Source organism: Rhodococcus sp. IEGM 1307 (genome assembly GCF_030056915.1).
In the GTDB taxonomy this organism is placed as follows: domain Bacteria; phylum Actinomycetota; class Actinomycetes; order Mycobacteriales; family Mycobacteriaceae; genus Rhodococcus_F; species Rhodococcus_F opacus_D.
Genome location: NZ_JASHKW010000013.1, coordinates 211311 through 230527 on the forward strand (window position 1 = coordinate 211311; position 19217 = coordinate 230527).

Genomic DNA, 19217 nt, shown 5'->3' on the forward strand with positions numbered 1-19217 from the left:
ATGCACGACGACAAGCACGACGACAAGCAAGACGACAAGCACGAATCCGACCCGTGGATCGTCGGTGCGGCGATCGTTCTCGTCGTGCTCGGCCTTCTGAATTTGCTCTCGACAGGGAAGACGGCAGACGCTGTTCGCCACACGCTCTTCGCCGTTGCCGGTCTCGGCATCATGTATGTGGTGTCCCGCCTGCGGATGAGTGATCTCCGCGCCTTCGGCTGGGCAGTGTTCACCGTGGCGACCGTGTTGCTGGCGGTCGTGCCGCTCGCGGGGGTCGCGACCAAGGGTGCTCAACGCTGGCTGGACTTCGGCGTATTCACCGTCCAGCCGTCCGAACTGGCCAAGCTCGCCCTGGTTCTCGTGCCCGCGAGCATGCTCGCCGGTGGGTTCACGCTGGCACGATTCATCGCGACCTTGGCGATCGGGGGCGTACCCATTGCACTCGTCGCACTCCAACCCGACCTGTCGACTGCCGTCGTTCTCGTTGCGACGGCAGGATTCATGCTCATCCTCGCCCGCGTCCCGCTGCTGCCCCTGGTTCCGTTGTTCGTGCTGGGTCTCGCGTCGCTTCCGCTGGCCGTGCTCTTCCTCCGCCCCTACCAGCTCGAACGGGTCCACGTGTTCCTGTCGAGCAACGCCGACCCCGCCGGCGCGGGATGGGCCGAGTTGCAAGCGAACATCGCGATCGGCAGCGGTGGCCTGTGGGGGCTGGCGCGCGACCCGATGTACGCGGTGCGGGCCGAGTATCTTCCCGAATCGGAGCACGATCTCGCGTTCGCCAGCCTGGTGTACGGGTGGGGTTTGATCGCCGGGTTGGCTGTCGTGGTGGCAACGTCGGTCATCGTGTGGCGGGCTGCACTCTCCGCGCGCACGGCGCGCACGCGCGAGGCCGCACTCGTCGCGGCCGGAATCGGCGCGTTGTTCGGCATCCACGCGCTGGTGTCGATCGGTCAGAGTCTGTCGCTTCTGCCCCATACCGGCATGCCGATTCCCCTCTTCAGTTACGGGGGCACCGCCGCCATCGTCGGTTTCGTCGCCATCGGACTGGTGCTCGCGGTGCGCCGAGACGGCGTCGCGCGACCGCTGTGGACCCCGGATCCCCGACGGCGACGCCGCCCGCGTGGAATGTCGGCGGGCACCCTGACGATGACCGCGGCACTCGTCGCGATGTCGGTGTTCGCCTGGCAGTTGCAACACGACCGGGGTACGGAATTCCGGGCGATGAGCGACCAGCAGATGATGCGGTGCATCCGCCTGCCCGCAGAGCGCGGACTGATCCTCGACCGCAACGGTATTCCGCTCGCAGTCAATGTCGCCGAGTACGCCGTGGCGGTGGTCGCTCGGATGTTCGAGGAGAACGACGACGACACCCGCAACCGGTTGGCCGCTCTGCTCGCCACGTCTCCCGACGAGTTGGCGGGCCTCATCGAGGCCGGTGGCGAGGGGGAGTCTCAGGTGGCCGTGGGCAGGGTCGCGCCCGACCAGGCGCGGCGCATCGTGGATGCGCGACTGCCCGGTGTGCTCGTGGTGCCGTCCGGTCGCAGGCAGTACCCGTACGGTGCCGTGCTCGCCTCTGTCCTCGGACACGTCGGCGTCGCCGACGCCGACGACATGGAACGCTGGCCGCATCTCGTACTCGGGTCACGCGTCGGCAAGGCGGGACTCGAGAAGCAGTACGACGCTCTGCTCCGCGGCAGCGACGGCAAGCAGTGCATGTATGTCGATCCGTCCGGGCATCCGGTGGCCGCCGGCGAACGCGTGGACCCGGTACGGGGCCACGATCTGCGCCTGCACCTCGACATCGGGGTCCAGAACCTGGCCACCGACGCGCTCGTGGAGGCGATGCGCACCAGTAAGGGCGACCTCGGTGCCGCCGTCGTGATGGACGCGCGGAACGGAGCCGTGCTGGCCCTCGCCAGTGTCCCGGGGGCCGACAACAACGTCTACGGACCTCCGGCCGACCTCGTCGCCCTCGCGGCGCAGAGTCAGACTCCGGGGCCGAGCCCGTTGCTCAACAACGCCACCCAGACCGCGGTCCCGCCCGGCTCCACCTTCAAGATCGTCGTCGCGGCGGCGAATACCCAGTACCCGGTGCTGTCGCCGGACACGGTGATCGACACCGGCGCCGCCTACACCTACGGCGGCCACACGTTCCGGAACTGGCAACCGATGGGCCCGCACAATCTGCTCCAGGCGATTCAGTGGTCCGACAACGTCTACTTCTACAAGCTCGGTGAACTCTTGGGCCCGGAGAAGATGGCGGACGTCGCGGGGCAACTCGGCGTCGGCCGGCGGTCCGGGATCGACCTGCCCGGCGAGGCCGAGGGGTTCCTCGGCACCCCGGAGAACGTCGGAAGTATCGGGGCCACCTGGTATCCCGGGTCGACCCTGTTGATGGGTATCGGACAGGGCACCGTCAGCGCGACCCCGATACAGGTGGCGCGCTGGACGTCGGGGATCGCCACCGGCGCGATGGTGACGCCCCAGCTCGCCGCGGCGTACGGGTCGGACTCGGTGCCCATACCGACAGCGGCGCCGCAGCGTCTACCCTTCGCCGACCTGCTCGGTCCCGTCCGGGCAGGCATGCGGGCGTCCGCGTCGGCGGGGACCGCCGGGCAACTCGCGGACCTCCCGGTCCCGGCAGGCGCGAAGACCGGCACGGCGGAGGACCCGTCGGCGCCCGGAGAAGGACTGAACGCCTGGTTCTCCGCGGTCGCGCCTTTCGACGCACCCCAGATCCAGGTGTCGGTGCTGATCCGCGGTGGTGGCTTCGGGTCGGCGACGGCGGGCCCCGTGGTCAAGAAACTCCTCGACCACTACTTTCCGCGACCACCCGCGCCGGCGCCGATTCGGTGATCAGGCGCTGTAGGCGGCAACCACCTCAGGGTGCACCAGACAGGCAGTAGCGCCCTCGGCGACGCAGGTGAGCGGGCGCTCGGCGGTCTTCACCGGGAATCCGAAGGACTCTTCGAGCAGCTGGGACAGCCCGCGGAGCAACGCGCCGCCACCGATGACGAGCAGCCCCTCCGACATCACGTCACCGATGGCCTGCGCGGGGAGGTCGTCCAGGCATTCCGTCAATGTCTGCACGATTCCGGTTGTCGTGGGCCGCAACGCCTCCACGATCTCTTCGGTCTCGAGTGTCACCAGGCGTGCGCGGCCGGTCACGGCGTCGCGGCCCTCGACGACGAGCGACTGCCCCTCGGCGCTGTCGGGTTCACCCAACTTGGCACGCTCGGCGGTGAGTTCGCCGACGACGATCTTGTGCTCTGCCTTCAGGTACTGGTATAGCGCGTTCGTCAATTCGTCGCCCGCGACGCGGCAACTACGGTGAGAGAGAATGCCACCGAAACAGATGGCGGTGACTTCCGAAGTGCCGCCGCCGATATCGACGACGAGGTGTGCGCGTGGTTCCATCGGGTTGATTCCGCAACCGAGCGCACCCGCCACCGGCTCCGGTACCAACCCCACTTTCCGCAAACCGGACTCGTGGCCGACCTCGAGCAGGGCCCGACGCTCGAGCGGGGTGGCACCCGCGGGGACCGAGATGACTCCCTTGGGCCGCAGCCCGTATCGCCTTGCAGAGGAGACCCGTTTGATGACGGCCGTGACGAATGCCCGCGCCGACTCCAGGTCCACGATCACCCCGTCGCGCATCGGTCGAACCGGCGTGATTCCGATAGGAGTGCGGCCGACGAGACTTCGCGCCTCCGTGCCGATTGCGAGAGCACGGTGCGGATCCTTCGTTCGAACGAGCATGAAGGACGGCTCGTTCAGTACGATGCCGTCGTCGGGAGTTCCGACGACAGTGTTGGCAGTTCCGAGATCGATACCAAGTCCACCCACGTCGGCCTCCAGAGGGATTCCAGCGAGATGATGTTGATGTTACGCAGCCGCAGCGTCGTTCGGAAGGTATTGCGTGACACCGAAGACTCCCGGCAGCGATCAGGAGGGCCGCGGGATGTCCTCGGTGCGTCGTCGTGCCCGCTCCCACGGCCACGTCATCAGGGCCCACACCGCGAGAATCAGTGTCGTCGCGCTCAGTAGGTACAGCGGCCAGGGACCCAGAACGTCCAGAAGGGTCGCGGTGGCGGGCTTTCTGTTGAGGAAGCCGTAGTTGGTTCCGGCGACGCGGTTGAACGTGAAGGTCACTGCCGCCCAGACGACGGTGACCAGGACCGTGAACCGGTAGCTGCGCCACCGGGGCGGCATCCTTCGACCCCACGTCAGATAGATGGCCGCCCAGACCACGAGCAGGTGAATCGCCCAGAACGCGAGGAACTGGTAGTGGGGGAAGTCCGGGCCGGTCAGAACAGGTGAGATCAACGCCTGGGTGCTCAGCACGAGTCCCCAGTAATACGTGAGCGCGTAGGCCCACTGCGCCCGGGACCACAGGGCACAGGCCGCCGCCACGGTCGCGAGATCGGTCAGGCGCAGCGGTACCGAGCCGTCGATCGTGGGCGGAATCGAGAAATGAACCAGCGTCGCGCCGTATATGGCGGCCGTCAGCACCGCAAGGACTCGGCCCAGGCGCCGGGCTTGCGATTCGGTCTGCCTCCGTCCGAGCCAGACCAGAACCGCGGCCCCCACGACGAAGAGCGCGATCATCGCCCAGTACGACGGGCCGTACGCCGTGAATTCCCTGTCCGATGAGAACACTCTCGATCAGCTCCGCACCGTCGTCACACGAAATCGAAAACCGGTGGGAGAACGCCGACCATCAACGCCGCCCACACGCCGAAGACGGGAAGGTAACGGGTCTGCCAGCGTTCGGTGGAGCTGAATCCGCGGCGGCCACGCAGGAACCCGAGGATGAGATGAGCCGACCACGTCAGGTTGACGAGGAGGACCAGGTTCATTCCGAGTGCCGCCACCTTGTTCGGGGTGAAGCCGAATTCCGCGATGCGAGTCAGCATGGCGAACAGCATCAGCAGGTCGACCGCGAGGGCACTGACGACGAGGACGAGTTGGAGGCGGTCGAACAGGTCGGGCGGCAGGTAGGGGTCACGGGCCGAAATTGCGTACAACAGCAATCCCAGGACGACGACGAGGATGAGATCCATCAGGATCAACAGGTTTCGGTCGACGTCGACGACGCTGCCGGTCGTCGCGAATGCCGTCAGCAGCACCAGCAGCATGAGTGTCGTCAGCGGGGTGAACACGCGGGTGAGGACAGGGGCGATGTTCTCGACCACATTTTGTTTCGCCTCCACGAGCCATGCGGCGACGATGACCGCGCCGGCCGCTCCGAACGGCAGCACCCAGTCCTCGATGAACCACTCGACGCTCAGGCCGAGCGCGTCGAACGCACCGATCGTCAGGCCGATGAGGACGCCGCCGCCGAGGGCGAGGAGGGTCAGGTAGACGACCCATTCGCCGGTGAAGCGGATGAAGTCCATTCGCCGCCGGTCCGATCGCCACTGACCGCCGACATATGCGAGGCCGACGGCGAACCACAGCGCGATCGGTGCGTGGATCGCCGCGATCACCTCGGTGGAGCCGTTCGATGCGAACGGGAAGACGTTCAGCAGTACCGCCGCCAGCGCGAACGGCACCAGCAGTACCGCGGCGAGGCGGGGTGTCATCTGTCGCTTCCAGGCGAAGTATCCGGCGAGGAACGGAAGAACGAACAGGCTGAGATTGCGCGCGAGGTCCTGCTCGTCGAGTGTCGCCACGCCTGCCTTGACCGACAGTGCCGCGCCGACGGCGAGCCCGAGAACGACGAACAGCTCACGTGTGGGGCGAGTGCCGTCGCCATCCGACGCCGCGGGCATCAGGACGAGTTGCTTCCACAGCCGATCGGAGTGCTCGCGAGCGAACTCGCGGGAGATGTCGTCGACGTTGCCCATGCGTTTGACCGCTACCAGGAATGCCTCGTCGGTCCTCAGCCCGGCGGCGGACAGGTCCGAAATCTGATCACGGAGATGGTCTTCCATCTCGTCGGTGTCGGCCGCGGATATCGCGTGACGGCGCTCGACGTAACCCCGCCACTGACCGATCTGCGATTCCAGCTCCTTGTCGGTATCCATCACGACCATCCTTCGACGGTGGCGGGGGGTAGTTGGACGGAGCGCCACACCTGGCTCAGCGCGTCCGCGACGACGTCCCATTGGGCGCGTCGTTCCGCGAGCATCTCCCGGCCCGCAGCGGTGATCGTGTAGTGCTTGCGCCTTCGCCCGCTGTCGGAAGCCCCCCACGACGCCGACACGTACCCCAATCTTTCCAGGCGATGCAGGAGGGGGTACAGCATTCCGTCGGTCCACTGAATCCGCCCGCCGGACAGGTCGTTGACTCGTTTCAAGATGGCGTACCCGTAGGACTCGCCTTCCGCGAGAATTCCGAGCACGAGGGGAGTGGCCGAAGCCGCCACCAGATCCTTCTCGATATGCATAGAACCCCTATCCCTAGATCTGCTAGTCATTAAACTAGCAGAGCGGATCGGGGGTCGGTGCGCAGCTCGCGGAAGCCGAAAGCGACAACCTGGGGTTGACGCTCGCTGTGCGTCAACCTAGAGTTGACGCATGGAGAATTCGGATCGCACAACCCCACCCATCCGACTCGACGAGCTCATCGACGCGATCAAGAAGGTGCACGCCGAGGCCCCGCTCGAGCAACTCGCCGACGCGGTCCTCGCCGCCGAACACCTCGGTGAACTGGCCGACCATCTCATCGGCCACTTCGTCGACCAGGCCCGCCGCTCGGGGGCATCGTGGACCGAAATCGGAAAGAGCATGGGCGTCACGAAGCAGGCCGCGCAGAAGCGGTTCGTCCCCAAGGATCCCGGGCAGGCCTCCGACCTCGACCCGAATCAGGGATTCAGCCGGTTCACTCCGCGCGCACGACAGGTGGTGGTGATCGCGCAGAACGAGGCCAGGGCGGCACGCAACGCCGAGATCCTGCCTCAGCATCTCGTCCTCGGACTCCTGGCCGATCCCGAAGGACTCGGCGCCCGGGCGATCGCCGCGCAGGGCGTGGAACTGGATTCGGTCCGGCACGCCGCGACCGCGACGCTGCCCCCCGCCGCCGAGGAGGTGCCCGCACTCGTTCCCTTCGATGCTCAGTCACGCAAGGCGCTCGAACTGACGTTCCGTGAGGCACTACGTTTGGGGCACAACTACATCGGCACCGAGCACATCCTGCTGGCCCTGCTCGAGGTCGAGGACGGGGTCGGTGTGCTCACCGGACTGGGTGTCGACAAGGCTGCCGCCGAGGAGAACATCGCCGCCAACCTCGACGCCATCGTCGCCGCCCGCGAAAAGGAGTGACCTCGCAGGGGCTCCCTCACCGCCGCGGTGCTCAGGTGAAGGGCGTCCCGCCGGTGACGCCGAGCACTTCTCCGGTGACGTAGCTGGATTCGTTCGATGCCAGGAATACGTACGCCGGTGCCAGTTCGGCCGGCTGGCCGGGTCTGCCCAGAGGCACGTCGTCCCCGAACTGCCGATAACCGTCGGCGGGCATCGTCGCGGGGATCAACGGCGTCCAGATGGGCCCCGGTGCAACGGCATTGACCCGGATTCCCCGCTTCGCCACGTCGGCCGCCAATCCCTTGGTGAAATCGATGATCCCTGCCTTCGTGGTGGCGTAGTCGAGAAGCCCGGGTGACGGATTCATCCCCTGGATCGACGAGGTGTTCACGATCGTCGATCCAGGATCCATGACCGCGACGGATTTCTTGCACAACCAGAACAGCGCGTAGAGGTTCGTGCGCAGGACACGATCGAACTGCTCGGTGGTGATATCGGCGATACCACCCGTCTGCACCATCTGAAAGGCCGCGTTGTTCACGAGAATGTCGAGACCGCCGAGTTCACGGACCGTCAGGTCCACGAGAGTCTGACAGTGGTCCTCCGACGTGATGTCGCCAGTCGCGACGACGCCTCGTCGTCCGGCCTCTTCCACCAGTCGCACGGTCTCCCGTGCATCCGACTCCTCGTCGTCCAGACAACTGACCACGACATCCGCACCCTCGCGAGCAAACGCGATCGCCACCGCTCGCCCGATGCCCGAATCCGCGCCGGTGATCAGGGCGCGGCGACCGTCGAGGCGACCGCTTCCCCGATAGGACTTCTCGCCGTGATCCGGGGCGGTCACCATGTCGGAGGTCAGTCCCGGGTGCGGCAGCTCCGGTTGGTGTTCGCGATCGGGGGCGGGGTACTGCGTAGTGGGATCCTGCCGGGCGTACTGGTCGGTCATTCTCGTACCCTTCTTCGTCTTCTGTCGAATCGGCAAGCAGGACTGATAAGTTCGCCGAATCAGAGGCGCTTCCCGCCACGCTTACCCCTTCCTGAGCACCCGGAAACCGGCTGCATCCGCGACCGGAAGCCGTGCGTCGACAGATCAGGGCAGGGGGCCGGTTTCCGACAGTGCGGTGTTTCCGCGTAGGCCGTGAGCGTCTTTGCCGGGGGAGGCGCCGAACAGACGGCGGTATTCGCGATTGAACTGTGAGGGGCTGTCGTAGCCGACGTGATGCCCGACGCTGGCGACGTCACCGGGGTGACCGGGGGAGTATCAACGGGATGTCACCCCTCAATTCGCCGGCAATATCCGCCGAACCGCGCGAATCGTGGCCGCCGGGATCGCCGGATGCCACACCTCGCGATCAGAGTAGGACCAGGCGTACGTCGGACTGCCGTCGCAAATGCAGTCGAGTAGTCCCGGCTCGTCGAGTTCATCGGCCGACCATTCGTACAAATGCTGCAGCCGCGGCCCGATCAGACCGTAGTCCAGCATCTCACCGACGTTGTGCTCAGCGGCGACATACGCCGCGACGTCGTCTCCGAGGGGATATCGGTCGGGAAGGACCCGAGAAAGGGACAGGAAGATCCCGGTCATCGAGAGGCGAGGATCTCCCAGAATGGGGCCGGCCGGCGCGAGCCGCCCCAGCGCCAGACGCGGCGCCGCGACCAGGGCATGGGCGTAGAGAACACGGAGCAGTACCACGTTGAGAAAGAAGCGCTCCGGACGGCTCTCGGTACAGGCAAGGTCGCGATGGTCCAGGTAGGCGGAGGCAATGCTCGCATTGTGGGCCCGGTACCACGTACGTGCGGTCGGATCGGCAACGAACAGCATCCACAGATCGACCGTGTGCGAGGACGGCGTCCCTCCCATTCCGCCGCTCCGGGCGACGGCCTCGCAGCCGTCGCGCATCAGCCGTTCGTTGACCGCTCGCCACCACGGACTGCCGGGCGGCATCGCACCGAGCGGCGCCAGCACGCCGCGACCGATCTGCCAGCGCATGAACGACAGTGCCGCCCGGCGGAACGGCAAGTGCCGGGGTGCGTTGCCGATCGGACCGTGATAAGTACGGGCGATCAGCGCGAGTCGAGCTGCAGGATCGTCACGCACAGCGTGGACCTGATCGACTGCCCACTCTGCGGCGGAACGTCGCGAACTCACGCTCCCTATTGTCGGACCCGCCGGTCCGAGGAGGAAGGGTGCGATTTCTACTCGGCCCCCTCGCCGGTCGGCCGCTGATCGGTTGCCGACACGGAGAGAGGTAACCGGCCAGGCCTGCCGAGGCGCCGAAGCCATCGTGCCGAGACACGCGCGGGACTACGGTAGCTCCTCGACGGTCACCCATCTCGGGTCTATCCCGGCCCGAAATCCCTTCCACGACGGATGGCGGAGCCGCCGGTCCAGGGTGAACTCGCGGTACTCGACGGTGCCGACGAGAATCGGTTCCACCCAGCGCGCGTGAGTGGCAAGCTCATCGGGAACATGATTGTCGAAGGGGCTGGTAGGGCGCTCGAGTGGCCGGAGCAGCATGAGCGTTCGGCGCCGGTGGGATTCGGTGAAGCCGGAGCCGACGTGCCCGACGAATATCAAGCCGACCTGGTCCGCGTGGGCACCGACGATCAGCGACCGCAGACCGCCGCGGCTGGTCGCTTCCCACCCGCCGACGACCACTTCGGCGCTGTTGCGTAGCGGAGTTTTGATCCAGTCCGGTGAGCGGCGTCCGGGGCGATAGGGCGAGGTCATTCTCTTGGCGACAATTCCTTCATGGCCGTGCGCGTCGGCCAACCGGAGCATGTCCTCGCCGTCGACGTCGACCCAGTGTGGCGGGACCAGCAGAGCCTCACCCTCCAGACCGAGGTTCAGGTCGGCCAGGAGTTGTCGGCGCTCGAGGTACGGCCACCGCAGGATCGGCGCCCCGCGGTGCACCAGCAGATCGAAGATGTTAAAGGCGACCGGTACGGCGCGCTGCAGCGCGGCCGGTGGATCCTGGATGGGGGTCCGCTGTCGGAGCAGGTCGAAGCGCGGTCGGCCGCTGCCGGCAGCGGGCGCGACGATCTCACCATCGACTGTTACGCCTCGGCCTGGGTTGATCTCGGAGAGTCCGGCGGCGATCTCCGGGTATGCGGCGGTGATGTCGGCGCCGTCGCGGCTGAACAGGTGCACCGCGGCCGGGGTGACGGTGGCGACGGCGCGTACACCGTCGAATTTCATCTCCACCGCCCAGTCGTCTCCACCCGGCGGTGAGCCGAGCGTCGCGAGCATCGGTTTCACCGGGCGGAGAGGTAGTGCGGGCTGATGGGCGGGCACAATGCTGATTCTCCCCCCTCGTTCTGCCCCGGCGCGGCATCGCCCGGATCGACGTCAGGTGGATGCCGATCACCCTCGCCACACTCCACATCCCGCCAGAACTGCCGACCCCAGCTATCTCAGCGATACGGTCGTCGGAGCACGCGACAAAAAGCCGCCCACCGACGCTAATCAGTGTTTCTGGCGTGCTGGCGGTGCCGCTCGCGGAAACGAGCGCGGTGCCGCTCGAGGACGACGACGTCGGTATCGCGGAGAGCCTGCCGTTGTCCGCGGGCGATGGCGTATCGCACGGCGGCACTGCGCCGCCGCAACATCTGTGCGTGGGTGGCTGCGAAGTCGTCGTCGAACAGAATCGCTGCGGCCTCGTCGCATTCGATCAGCACCCACTCGTACGCCAGCCGGGCCGGGGCAGCGTCGTCGAAGAACAACGGCATCACCGTGTCGTCGACGAGGTGGAAGGGAATGCGCGCGATTCGGTACTGGAGGCGGCCGAGCGCTCGTGCCGCGGCTGCGACTCCCATGCATTCGATGGTAAGTGGTACGACGTGCACGCGGTATCAATTCCGCTGCCTCACAGTCGGACCGGGTTCCTTGTGAGCGGCCCGCCGCTCAGCCCGCCGACAATTCCGCTGCTGAGGATCGACACGCAACCAGGTGTGCCGACAATCGACCGGATGGTGTAGCAGACAGTGGACACACTATGCGACCACGTCGAGTTCCCTCGGTCCTGACACCCAGCACGTGTCGCTGTCCGTGTGCGTGCCGTGCCCCGTCACCTGCATGTCATCAGGCTGCTCGACGACGGCACGTCGAGCACACTGGGCAGCTCGCATGCTCCGCGGAAGTGCTGGCGGCTCTGCGCGGGCGAATTCCCACACCGGAGGGGAGCGCGGCCTAGGGTCGGAAGCATCCGGTCTTCGTCGGCGTCGTAGAAGGAGGTGACAATGTCACCTGCGACTCTGGTGTGTCTGCCGTACGCGGGGGTGGGCGCGTCCTTCTTCCGCGATTGGCAGAGTTGTGCGCCGCGTGGACTCGACATCCTCCCCGTGCAGCTACCCGGCCGCGAGGAACGCTTTGGTGAGGACCTGCTCACCTCGGTCGACGCCGCCGTCCACGACATTGCGCCGCGCGTGCTGCCGGTCCTCCGGGAGTCTTCCGAGGTGGCCGTGTTCGGGCACAGCCTCGGTGCGGTCCTGGCCTATGAGCTGGCGCATCGCCTGACCGCCGACGGAGGCGTCGCGCTGACCCGCCTGTTCGTGAGTGGATCGCCAGGTCCGGCGACCGTGCGGGAGATCCGGGCGTCGTCGTTGGCGGATGAGGAATTCCTCGACCAGGTGGGTGAGCTGGCCGGGTACTCCCACCCTGCGCTGGCGAACGCGGAACTGCGCGAGCTGCTGTTGCCCGTCGTCCGGGCCGACGTCGAGATGCACGAAAACTATCGGCCACCACCACATCCACCGCTGGACGTCCCGATCACCGCCCTCCGAGGGCGGGGTGATCACCTCGTCGGTGCCGCTCAGTTGGCGGAGTGGGCGGCGACGACGACCGCGGGGACGTCGGTGATCGAGGTCGACGGCGGACACATGTACCTGACCGAGCACCCGCACGCGCTGGTACGGCTGCTTGCCGCGCAGCTCGCCGAGGACGCTCGGTGAGCGCCGACCTCGCCGGAAAGACGGCCTTCGTGACCGGCGCAGCGCGGGGTATCGGCCGTGCCTGTGCCGTCGAGTTCGCGGCGGCTGGGGCCGATCTCATGCTCGTCGACATCACCCGGAATCTGGCCGGGGTGCCGTACCCACTCGGTTCGCAGAGTCAGCTCGACTACACCGCGGAGTTATGCCGCGAGCACGGTGCGACGGTTCTGACCCAGGCGGTGGATGTCCGCGAGCTCGCAGAGATCACGGCAGCAGTGCAGGTCGCACACGAACGATTCGGTCGCCTCGACGTGCTGCTCAACAATGCGGGAATCGCCGCACCGTCCGGAAAGGTCGCACACGACATCACCGAATCCGAGTGGCGTCTGATGATCGACGTCGACCTCTCCGGGGCGTGGCGGACCATCGCGACGGCCGGACGGATCATGGTCACCCAGCGCAGCGGAAGCATCATCAATGTCGCCTCGACGGCAGGGCTCGTCGGGTACCGCCACTTCGCCGGGTACGTTGCGGCGAAGCACGGCCTGGTCGGCCTCACCAAGGCCGTCGCCCTCGACTATGCGCCGAGCGGGGTCCGGGTGAATGCGCTGTGCCCGGGATCGGTGCGGGACAGCAGCGAGTACGAAGGGCGGATGCTGGCGGAGATCGCGCGCTCCCTGGGTGTCGGCGTCGATGAGCACGAGTCGGTTTTCGTGCAGGCCCAGCCGACCAACAAGCTCGTCGAACCCGGCGAGGTCGCGGCAGCGGCGCGGTGGCTCGCGTCCGACGATGCGCGTGGAGTCACGGGTGCCGTGGTGACGGTGGATGGCGGCTTCACGGCCCGGTGAGAACGATGAGTCCGTGTCCGCAGGCCCCAGTCGCCGCGCGTCTGTCGACTACGATTGCTTCATGCACCAATCTCCTTGGGGGAGGTCTGGACCGGTGCGCACGGCGTTCGGCCATGCGATGACGGTGCGGGTGCCCCGCGGAGTGAGCTCGGACATGCTTGCGGTGCGGTGGGGTACGGCGTCCCGTCGCTGGTGGGAGCGCGCGACCAGGCCGACGCGGCTATGGGTGGTGGATGTCCTGGCCGGTTCGGCGTCGGAGGAGGCACGACGCCGGCTTGCCGCCGAGTGCCGGCGGCCCGTCGCTGTCGATGGTCCGGCGGTGCGCGCCGTCGTGATGCAGTACCTCGACCAGGTGGCCGATCTGGTCGTGGTTGCCGACCGCCGTGATCTCGACACTGCCTCGCTCACGCTCGTGTGTGACGTGCTCGTCGGCGCGCGCGACGCCGACACGGTGACCGCGAATCCCGTGGGTCGACATCGGCACGGTCGGGCACTGGGTGGATGGAGCGCGGAGGTACTGCGTTCCTCCCACCCGCTGGTCGCGGCCCGTGAGGATATGACGGCGACGGTGGCCGCTGCCGCCGCGGTGGTGACCGGTAGGCGTGACGACCTCTCCGCGGTGACGGTTCCGGTGTGGCGGGTCGACCGGACGCGGCCGCCACGAACGCTCGGCGGATTCGAGAGCTGGGTCGACCTGGCCTTCCACACTTCCCTGGACCGCGCTCTGGCCGAGCTGGTCGAGGAAGTGAAAAGCTCACGGCAACATGAGGTCTCGTGGGACTTCGCGAAGATTGGAGAAATGGGCAGTACGGCAACCGGGGTGCTGGGGACGGTTACGCGTGACTCCGGACGTGAGTACCTCCCCTGCCAGACGGCACCGTTTCCACTGACACTCGTACCGGTGGTCGACACCGGCGGGCGCGTCACACTGGAGGTCTACGCCGACCCGGTGACTGTGGACGCCGACACGGCGGCGCGGTTTGGGCAATGGGTCGCCCGGGTGGTGGACGGACTTCGCGACCCGTCACCGGGACGACGTCGTGTGTTCGGCGCGGCGGTGGCACCGGTGGGTGCCGGTGTGCGAGCGCCTGTCTCCGGCGGGAGGATCGAGGATCTCGTCGTCCGGCACGCTCACGAGCGTCCCGACGCGGTCGCGGTGACCCATGGCCGGCGCACATTGACTTACCGTGCACTCGAGGAGCAGTCGGCCTGGATGGCGCGAGGTCTTCACGATCGGGGAGTCGGCCCAGGGGACCGGGTCGGAATCTGTGTGGATCGGTCGGTCGACCTCGTCGTGACGATGCTTGCGGTGTTGCGCAGCGGTGCGGCGTTTGTTCCGATGGACGTGCGGCATCCTCCGGATCGGCTCGCATACACGGCGCGTGATGCCGGTGTCCGATTGGTCGTGACCGAGTTGGAGGGCGAAGTCCGGTGGGCCGGAGTACCGGCGGTGACGCCGGCGGAGTTGCCGGGATCGGTATCGGGCCCGGGTGACGTGGATTGGGCTGTGGGAGGCGACGGCGCCCCCGCCTACGTGGTCTACACGTCGGGGTCGACGGGTCGGCCGAAAGGCGTGGTGATTCCGCATCGTGCCGTGCCGGCGCTGATGTCGGCCACCGCAACCGAATTCGCGCCGACTCCCGGGGACACCTGGTCGATGTTCCATTCGCCCGCCTTCGATTTCTCGGTGTGGGAGATCTGGGGCTCGTTGTCGACCGGTGGCCGACTCGTGATCGTGCCGTACTGGATCTCGCGGTCCCCAGTGGAGTTCCACACATTGCTCGCCGACGAACGCGTCTCCGTCCTCAGTCAGACGCCGTCCGCATTCGTCCTCCTGGCCGCGGCTGACCGGGATCTCGAGCCGCTGTCCGCGCTCCGCCTCGTCGTGTTCGGCGGTGAGACTCTCGACCCCCGGGTGGTACTGCCGTGGCTCGACCGGTATCCGGAATCACGATGCCGGTTGGTGAACATGTTCGGGACGACGGAAACCACCGTGCACGTCACCGCGCACACCGTGACGCGGCGCGACGCCCTGACCGGGTCGCGCACGGTGGGGAAACCACTACCCGGCTGGGAGACGGCGGTCGCGGACGAGTTCGGCGATCCTCTGCCGAACGGTCTGACCGGTGAGATCTACGTCGGCGGGGCCGGTGTCGCGCTCGGGTACCTCGACCGCGCCGGACTGACGGCCTGCCGCTTTGTCGCTGCACCCGGCGGGTCCCGCTGGTATCGCACGGGCGATCGCGGAAGAATTTGTGGCGACGGCAGCCTCGAGCATCTCGGTCGCGTCGACGCCCAGGTCCAGATTCGCGGGTTCCGTGTGGAACTCGACGAGGTGCGTTCCGTGCTCCTCGACGATCCCGTCGTCACGGCAGCGGCCGTGGTGCCCTCGGGAAGGTCGGAAGACCCGGCCGGAATCGCGCTCGACGCCTACGTCGTTCCGGGCGGGTCCGCTGCGGCCGGGGAGACGGAGACGGTCGCAGCGATACGCGAACGCGCGGCCCGATTCCTACCGGAGCACATGGTGCCCCGTTCTATCACCCTGGTCGACGCTTTGCCGCTCACCATCAACGGAAAGCTCGACGTGGCAAGGCTTCCCGATCCGGTCCTTCGGTCTCTGCCGCTCGATGTCGTCGAACCGCAGGACGGTGCCCCCCTCACTGATGGTGGAACAGCGCACATGCTCACCGACATCTGGGAGTCGGTGCTGGGAGTCCCGGTGTCGCTGGACGACAACCTCTTCGAGCTCGGAGGGAACTCGCTGTGCGCGATCAAGGCCGACGGCATGATGCGGCGGCTCGGCCTTCCGGCCCTCCCGATGCGGGAGCTGTACCGGCACCCGAGCATCCGCGGAATCTGCGGCACTCTGGCGCGGCTCTACCCGCCCCGCCCGGATACGTAGTTTTCGACGAGCATGCCGATCGCACGTGCTGGTTTCGGTTGCATCATGTCGTTGTGTCCGCACTCGACGTGTTCTTCCTGCACGGTGCCGGTGATCGAGTCGCCCCATCCGTCGTCGACGGACGGCGCGCTGCCGGCGCGGGGACCGACGACCGCGGTGATCAGAAGCGCGTCCCCGCGAAAGACTCTCGGGGCGAATCGCGTCGACAGCCGGGTCGACCGGTCATATCCCTCGGCGATGCGCCGCAGCTGGTCTGCCGTCACGGCGGCTGCGGGACCGTAGGCCTCGCCGAGGCGGTCGTGGGCGTCGGAGTACGTGAGCGGTCGGGCGTCGTCGCCGGGTCCGACGTCGACCCCCAGCCCACGCAGAAGGTCGCCGACGTCCAACGGGTCGGGTTCCGCAGTCGGTTCGCCCACGTAGCTGTCCAGGAGCACGAGGGACGCGACCTCCTCACCCCGGTCCTGCAGCTCGGTGGCCATGGCATGCGCGATCAGACCGCCGAGCGACCAGCCGAGCAGATGATACGGTCCCGCCGGCTGGACGGCACGGACCTCGTCGAGGTATCGGTGCGCCAGGTCCTCGATCGAGTCGTAATCGGGGCCGCCGCCGAGGGAGGGCAACTGCAGTCCCCACACGGGCCGGTCCGGTGAGAGATGGCGCACCATGCCGGTGTATGCCCACGCCAGGCCCATCCCGGCGTGGACGCAGAATAGAGGTGCGAGCCGGTCACCACGGCGCAGCGGCACGACAACCCGGAGAGCTTCGTCGGTGGTGCCGGGCACTTCTGTGGCGAGGCGGGCCGCGAGCCCCGCGGGAGTGGGGTCCAGGAAGAGGGCCGGAAGCGGCACCGGCCGGCCCAAACGGAGCTGCAGGCCCGCGGCGACGCGGACCGCGGACAGTGACGTGCCGCCGAGCGCGAAGAAGTCGTCCTCCACTCCGATCGGGCGGTCCTCGCCGGTGTCGACGACTTCCGCGAAAGCCTCGACGACGGCCCGCTCCACGGCCGTAGACGGTGCACGGAATCGTTCGGGCCGGGGACCGAACTCGGGTTCGGGGAGGGCCGAGCGGTCGAGCTTGCCGGCCGGGGTGAGCGGCACCTCGTCGAGTACGACGACCGCGGCGGGAGCCAGATACGGCGGAAGCTGCGCGGACAACGCCGTGCGCACCGCACTCGCGTCGACGTCCGCGCCGTTCGCACCGCGGACGTAGGTGACGAGTATCGGTTGCCCGTCCGGACCGGTTCGCCCGACGGTGGCCGCGAAACCGATGTCCGCGCGCGCCGTGAGGATCGAATCGACCTCGCCTGGTTCGACCCGGAATCCGCGCACCTTGATCTGGAAGTCGGTGCGGCCGAGGTGTTCGAGCGTGAGGTCGGGCCGGGTGCGTACCAGGTCACCGGTGCGGTACATCCGCGACCCGGGGGTGGCGAACGGGCAGGCGACGAAATGGGTCGCCGTCGTGGCGGGGCGAGCGTGGTAGCCGCGGGCCAGGCCGGGCCCTGCCAGGTACAGCTCACCCGGGGTTCCCGGGGGAACGGGATGCAGCCGGGCGTCGAGGACGGCGGCGGTGAACCCGCGGACGGGGCGCCCGATGGTGACGGGTTCCGCCGGTGCCAGTGGTTCACTGACATGCGACCAGATCGTCGTCTCGGTCGGACCGTACAGGTCGAGCATGCGTCGGCGGGGCGCCCATCGCCGGACCAGGTCGGTCGGGCACGGTTCACCAGCGACGGCGAGGACCCGCAGCGAGTCGAGTCCCGTCGGCTCGAGCGTGGCGAGCGCGGTCGGGGTAATGAACGCGTGGGTGATCCGCTCAACGGCGAGGATGTCCGCCAAGGCCGCCCCGCCGAAGGTCAGCGGGGGTACGAGCACGACCTGGGCACCCGCACAGAACGCCATCGTCAACTCGAACAGCGACGCGTCGAAACTGGGGGACGCGAGGTGCGAGACCCGCGCATCGGGCGTGACGTGGAGGTGGTGACGTTCTTGCTCGAACAGGTTTGCCAGACCCCGGTGCGACACAACCACGCCCTTCGGGGCGCCGGTGGACCCGGACGTGTAGATGAGATAGGCGGGGTTGTCCGTGCGCAGCGGAGCTGTGCGGTCGAGGTCGGTCACCGGCGTGGCAGGAAGGTGCCGCATCTGCGTCTCGAAGTCGGGATCATCGAGCACCAGCCACTCGACCGTGTCGGGCAACTGTGCGCGATACCCAGCGACGGTGAGGCCGAGCACAGCGCCGGCGTCGGCGAGCATATGGGCGATCCGGGTGGGCGGATACGTCGGGTCGACGGGTACCGACGCCGCACCCGAGCCGGCGACCGCCCACACGGCACGGACCCACGCGATCGACCGCGGCAATGCCAGGGCGACGAACCTTTCCGGTGCGGCACCCCGAGCGATGAGCAGCCGGGCGAATTGCGCGGAGTCGGCGCCGAGTTGGCGATAGGTGAGCGTGCGACCGGCATCGGACACGGCCACCCGGTCGGAGTGCCGCTCCGCCGCCCCGGCCAGCAGGTCGGGCCACACCCGCGCCGGGAGGCCGGGCGGTCCGGAGACAGGTGCGTCCTCGTCCTCGTCGCCGAGCGTGAGGTCTCCGACCGGGTCGTCCGGGTCGGCGACGACCGCCGCGACGAGACGGGTCAGACGATCGGCGAAGCCCTGCACGGTCGCGGCGTCGAAGATGTCGGTGGCATAGGTGAATCCGGCTGCGATCCCGTCCGGTGCACCGGACTCGTCGAACGTCTCGGCGACCACCAGTTCGAGATCGACCTTGACGACGGGCGGCGTGTACTCGGCGACCGTGACCGTCAGGTCCGGCAGTGTGATCTCTGGTCGCTGGACGCCCTCGAATTCGAGGGACACCTGGAACAGCGGTGAGCGGGAGGTCGACCGCGCCGGATCCACGGCCTCGACGACGCGCTCGAAGGGCAGGTCGGCGTGCAGGAAGGCGCCGAGATCGACGTCCCTGGTGCGGTCGAGTACCTCGGTGAACGACCGGGAGCCGTCGACAGGTGTGCGCAGGGCGAGTGTGTTGACGAACATGCCGACCAATGGGTCCAGCCGGGGATCGGGGCGGCCGGCGACGGGGGTGCCGATCACGATGTCGGAACTGCCGCTGAGGCGGGCGAGGAGGACGGCGAATACCGCGTGGATCGCCATGAAGAGCGTCGAGTTGTTCTGCCGCGCGAGCGCCACTAGTGACCGGTGCAGGTCCTGTCCGATGTGGAACACGACCCGATCCCCGTGGTGGGTGCGGTGGGTGGGTCGGGGTCGGTCGGTGGGGAGGGGGAGG

The 19217-nt window shown here is 67.8% G+C and carries 14 protein-coding genes; 5 read left to right on the forward strand and 9 right to left on the reverse strand.

What is annotated here, in order from left to right:
• Positions 1 to 2856: an FtsW/RodA/SpoVE family cell cycle protein gene (locus QM841_RS25250; protein ID WP_283334210.1), complete on the forward strand. Its 2856-nt coding sequence runs from the start codon at positions 1 to 3 to the stop codon at positions 2854 to 2856.
• Here QM841_RS25250 and QM841_RS25255 read toward each other — a convergent pair whose 3' ends face one another.
• From QM841_RS25255 to QM841_RS25270, 4 genes are all read right to left on the reverse strand, one after another.
• Positions 2857 to 3846: a rod shape-determining protein gene (locus QM841_RS25255; RefSeq protein ID WP_283334211.1), complete on the reverse strand. Its 990-nt coding sequence runs from the start codon at positions 3844 to 3846 to the stop codon at positions 2857 to 2859. It abuts the gene before it with no gap.
• Between the two features lie 99 nt (positions 3847 to 3945).
• Positions 3946 to 4659: a YwaF family protein gene (locus QM841_RS25260; RefSeq protein ID WP_283334212.1), complete on the reverse strand. Its 714-nt coding sequence runs from the start codon at positions 4657 to 4659 to the stop codon at positions 3946 to 3948.
• A gap of 23 nt (positions 4660 to 4682) precedes the next feature.
• The gene (locus QM841_RS25265) at positions 4683 to 6029 is read right to left on the reverse strand and encodes a permease prefix domain 1-containing protein (RefSeq protein ID WP_283334213.1); all 1347 of its coding nucleotides are present in this window, start codon (positions 6027 to 6029) and stop codon (positions 4683 to 4685) included.
• On the reverse strand, positions 6029 to 6391 hold the full coding sequence (locus QM841_RS25270; protein WP_105413904.1) for a PadR family transcriptional regulator: 363 nt from the start codon (positions 6389 to 6391) through the stop codon (positions 6029 to 6031). Before QM841_RS25270 ends, QM841_RS25265 begins: the two co-directional genes overlap by 1 nt.
• Before the next feature lie 130 nt (positions 6392 to 6521).
• Between QM841_RS25270 and QM841_RS25275 the strand changes: the two genes are divergently transcribed.
• Positions 6522 to 7265, forward strand: a complete 744-nt coding sequence (locus QM841_RS25275) for a Clp protease N-terminal domain-containing protein (RefSeq protein ID WP_283334214.1) — start codon at positions 6522 to 6524, stop codon at positions 7263 to 7265.
• 31 nt (positions 7266 to 7296) lie between these two features.
• Here the strand turns inward: QM841_RS25275 and QM841_RS25280 are convergent, their stop codons facing one another.
• The 4 genes from QM841_RS25280 to QM841_RS25300 all read right to left on the reverse strand — a co-directional run bounded on the left by QM841_RS25280 (position 7297) and on the right by QM841_RS25300 (position 11063).
• Positions 7297 to 8193, reverse strand: coding sequence for an SDR family oxidoreductase (locus tag QM841_RS25280; RefSeq protein WP_280784264.1), 897 nt, complete (start codon positions 8191 to 8193; stop codon positions 7297 to 7299).
• A gap of 333 nt (positions 8194 to 8526) precedes the next feature.
• On the reverse strand, positions 8527 to 9396 hold the full coding sequence (locus QM841_RS25290) for a hypothetical protein (protein WP_283334215.1): 870 nt from the start codon (positions 9394 to 9396) through the stop codon (positions 8527 to 8529).
• A 156-nt stretch (positions 9397 to 9552) separates the two neighbouring features.
• Positions 9553 to 10542 (reverse strand): ATP-dependent DNA ligase, encoded by a 990-nt coding sequence (locus QM841_RS25295; RefSeq protein ID WP_283334216.1) that lies wholly within the window; start codon positions 10540 to 10542, stop codon positions 9553 to 9555.
• 167 nt (positions 10543 to 10709) lie between these two features.
• Positions 10710 to 11063 (reverse strand): hypothetical protein, encoded by a 354-nt coding sequence (locus tag QM841_RS25300; protein WP_280784267.1) that lies wholly within the window; start codon positions 11061 to 11063, stop codon positions 10710 to 10712.
• Between the two features lie 423 nt (positions 11064 to 11486).
• Here QM841_RS25300 and QM841_RS25305 point away from each other — a divergent pair, with 423 nt between their 5' ends.
• The 3 genes from QM841_RS25305 (at position 11487) to QM841_RS25315 (ending at position 15926) form a co-directional block, all read left to right on the forward strand.
• Positions 11487 to 12197 carry a thioesterase II family protein gene (locus QM841_RS25305; protein ID WP_280784268.1) on the forward strand — a complete coding sequence of 237 codons (711 nt, stop codon included), beginning with the start codon at positions 11487 to 11489 and terminating at the stop codon, positions 12195 to 12197.
• Positions 12194 to 13024 (forward strand): SDR family oxidoreductase, encoded by an 831-nt coding sequence (locus QM841_RS25310; protein WP_283334217.1) that lies wholly within the window; start codon positions 12194 to 12196, stop codon positions 13022 to 13024. Before QM841_RS25305 ends, QM841_RS25310 begins: the two co-directional genes overlap by 4 nt.
• Before the next feature lie 94 nt (positions 13025 to 13118).
• Complete coding sequence (locus QM841_RS25315; protein ID WP_283334218.1) at positions 13119 to 15926, forward strand: non-ribosomal peptide synthetase; 2808 nt, start codon at positions 13119 to 13121, stop codon at positions 15924 to 15926.
• Here the strand turns inward: QM841_RS25315 and QM841_RS25320 are convergent.
• Positions 15902 to 19217: non-ribosomal peptide synthetase (locus QM841_RS25320; RefSeq protein WP_283334219.1), on the reverse strand; the 3316-nt coding region annotated here is incomplete at its 5' end. The genes QM841_RS25315 and QM841_RS25320 overlap by 25 nt on opposite strands.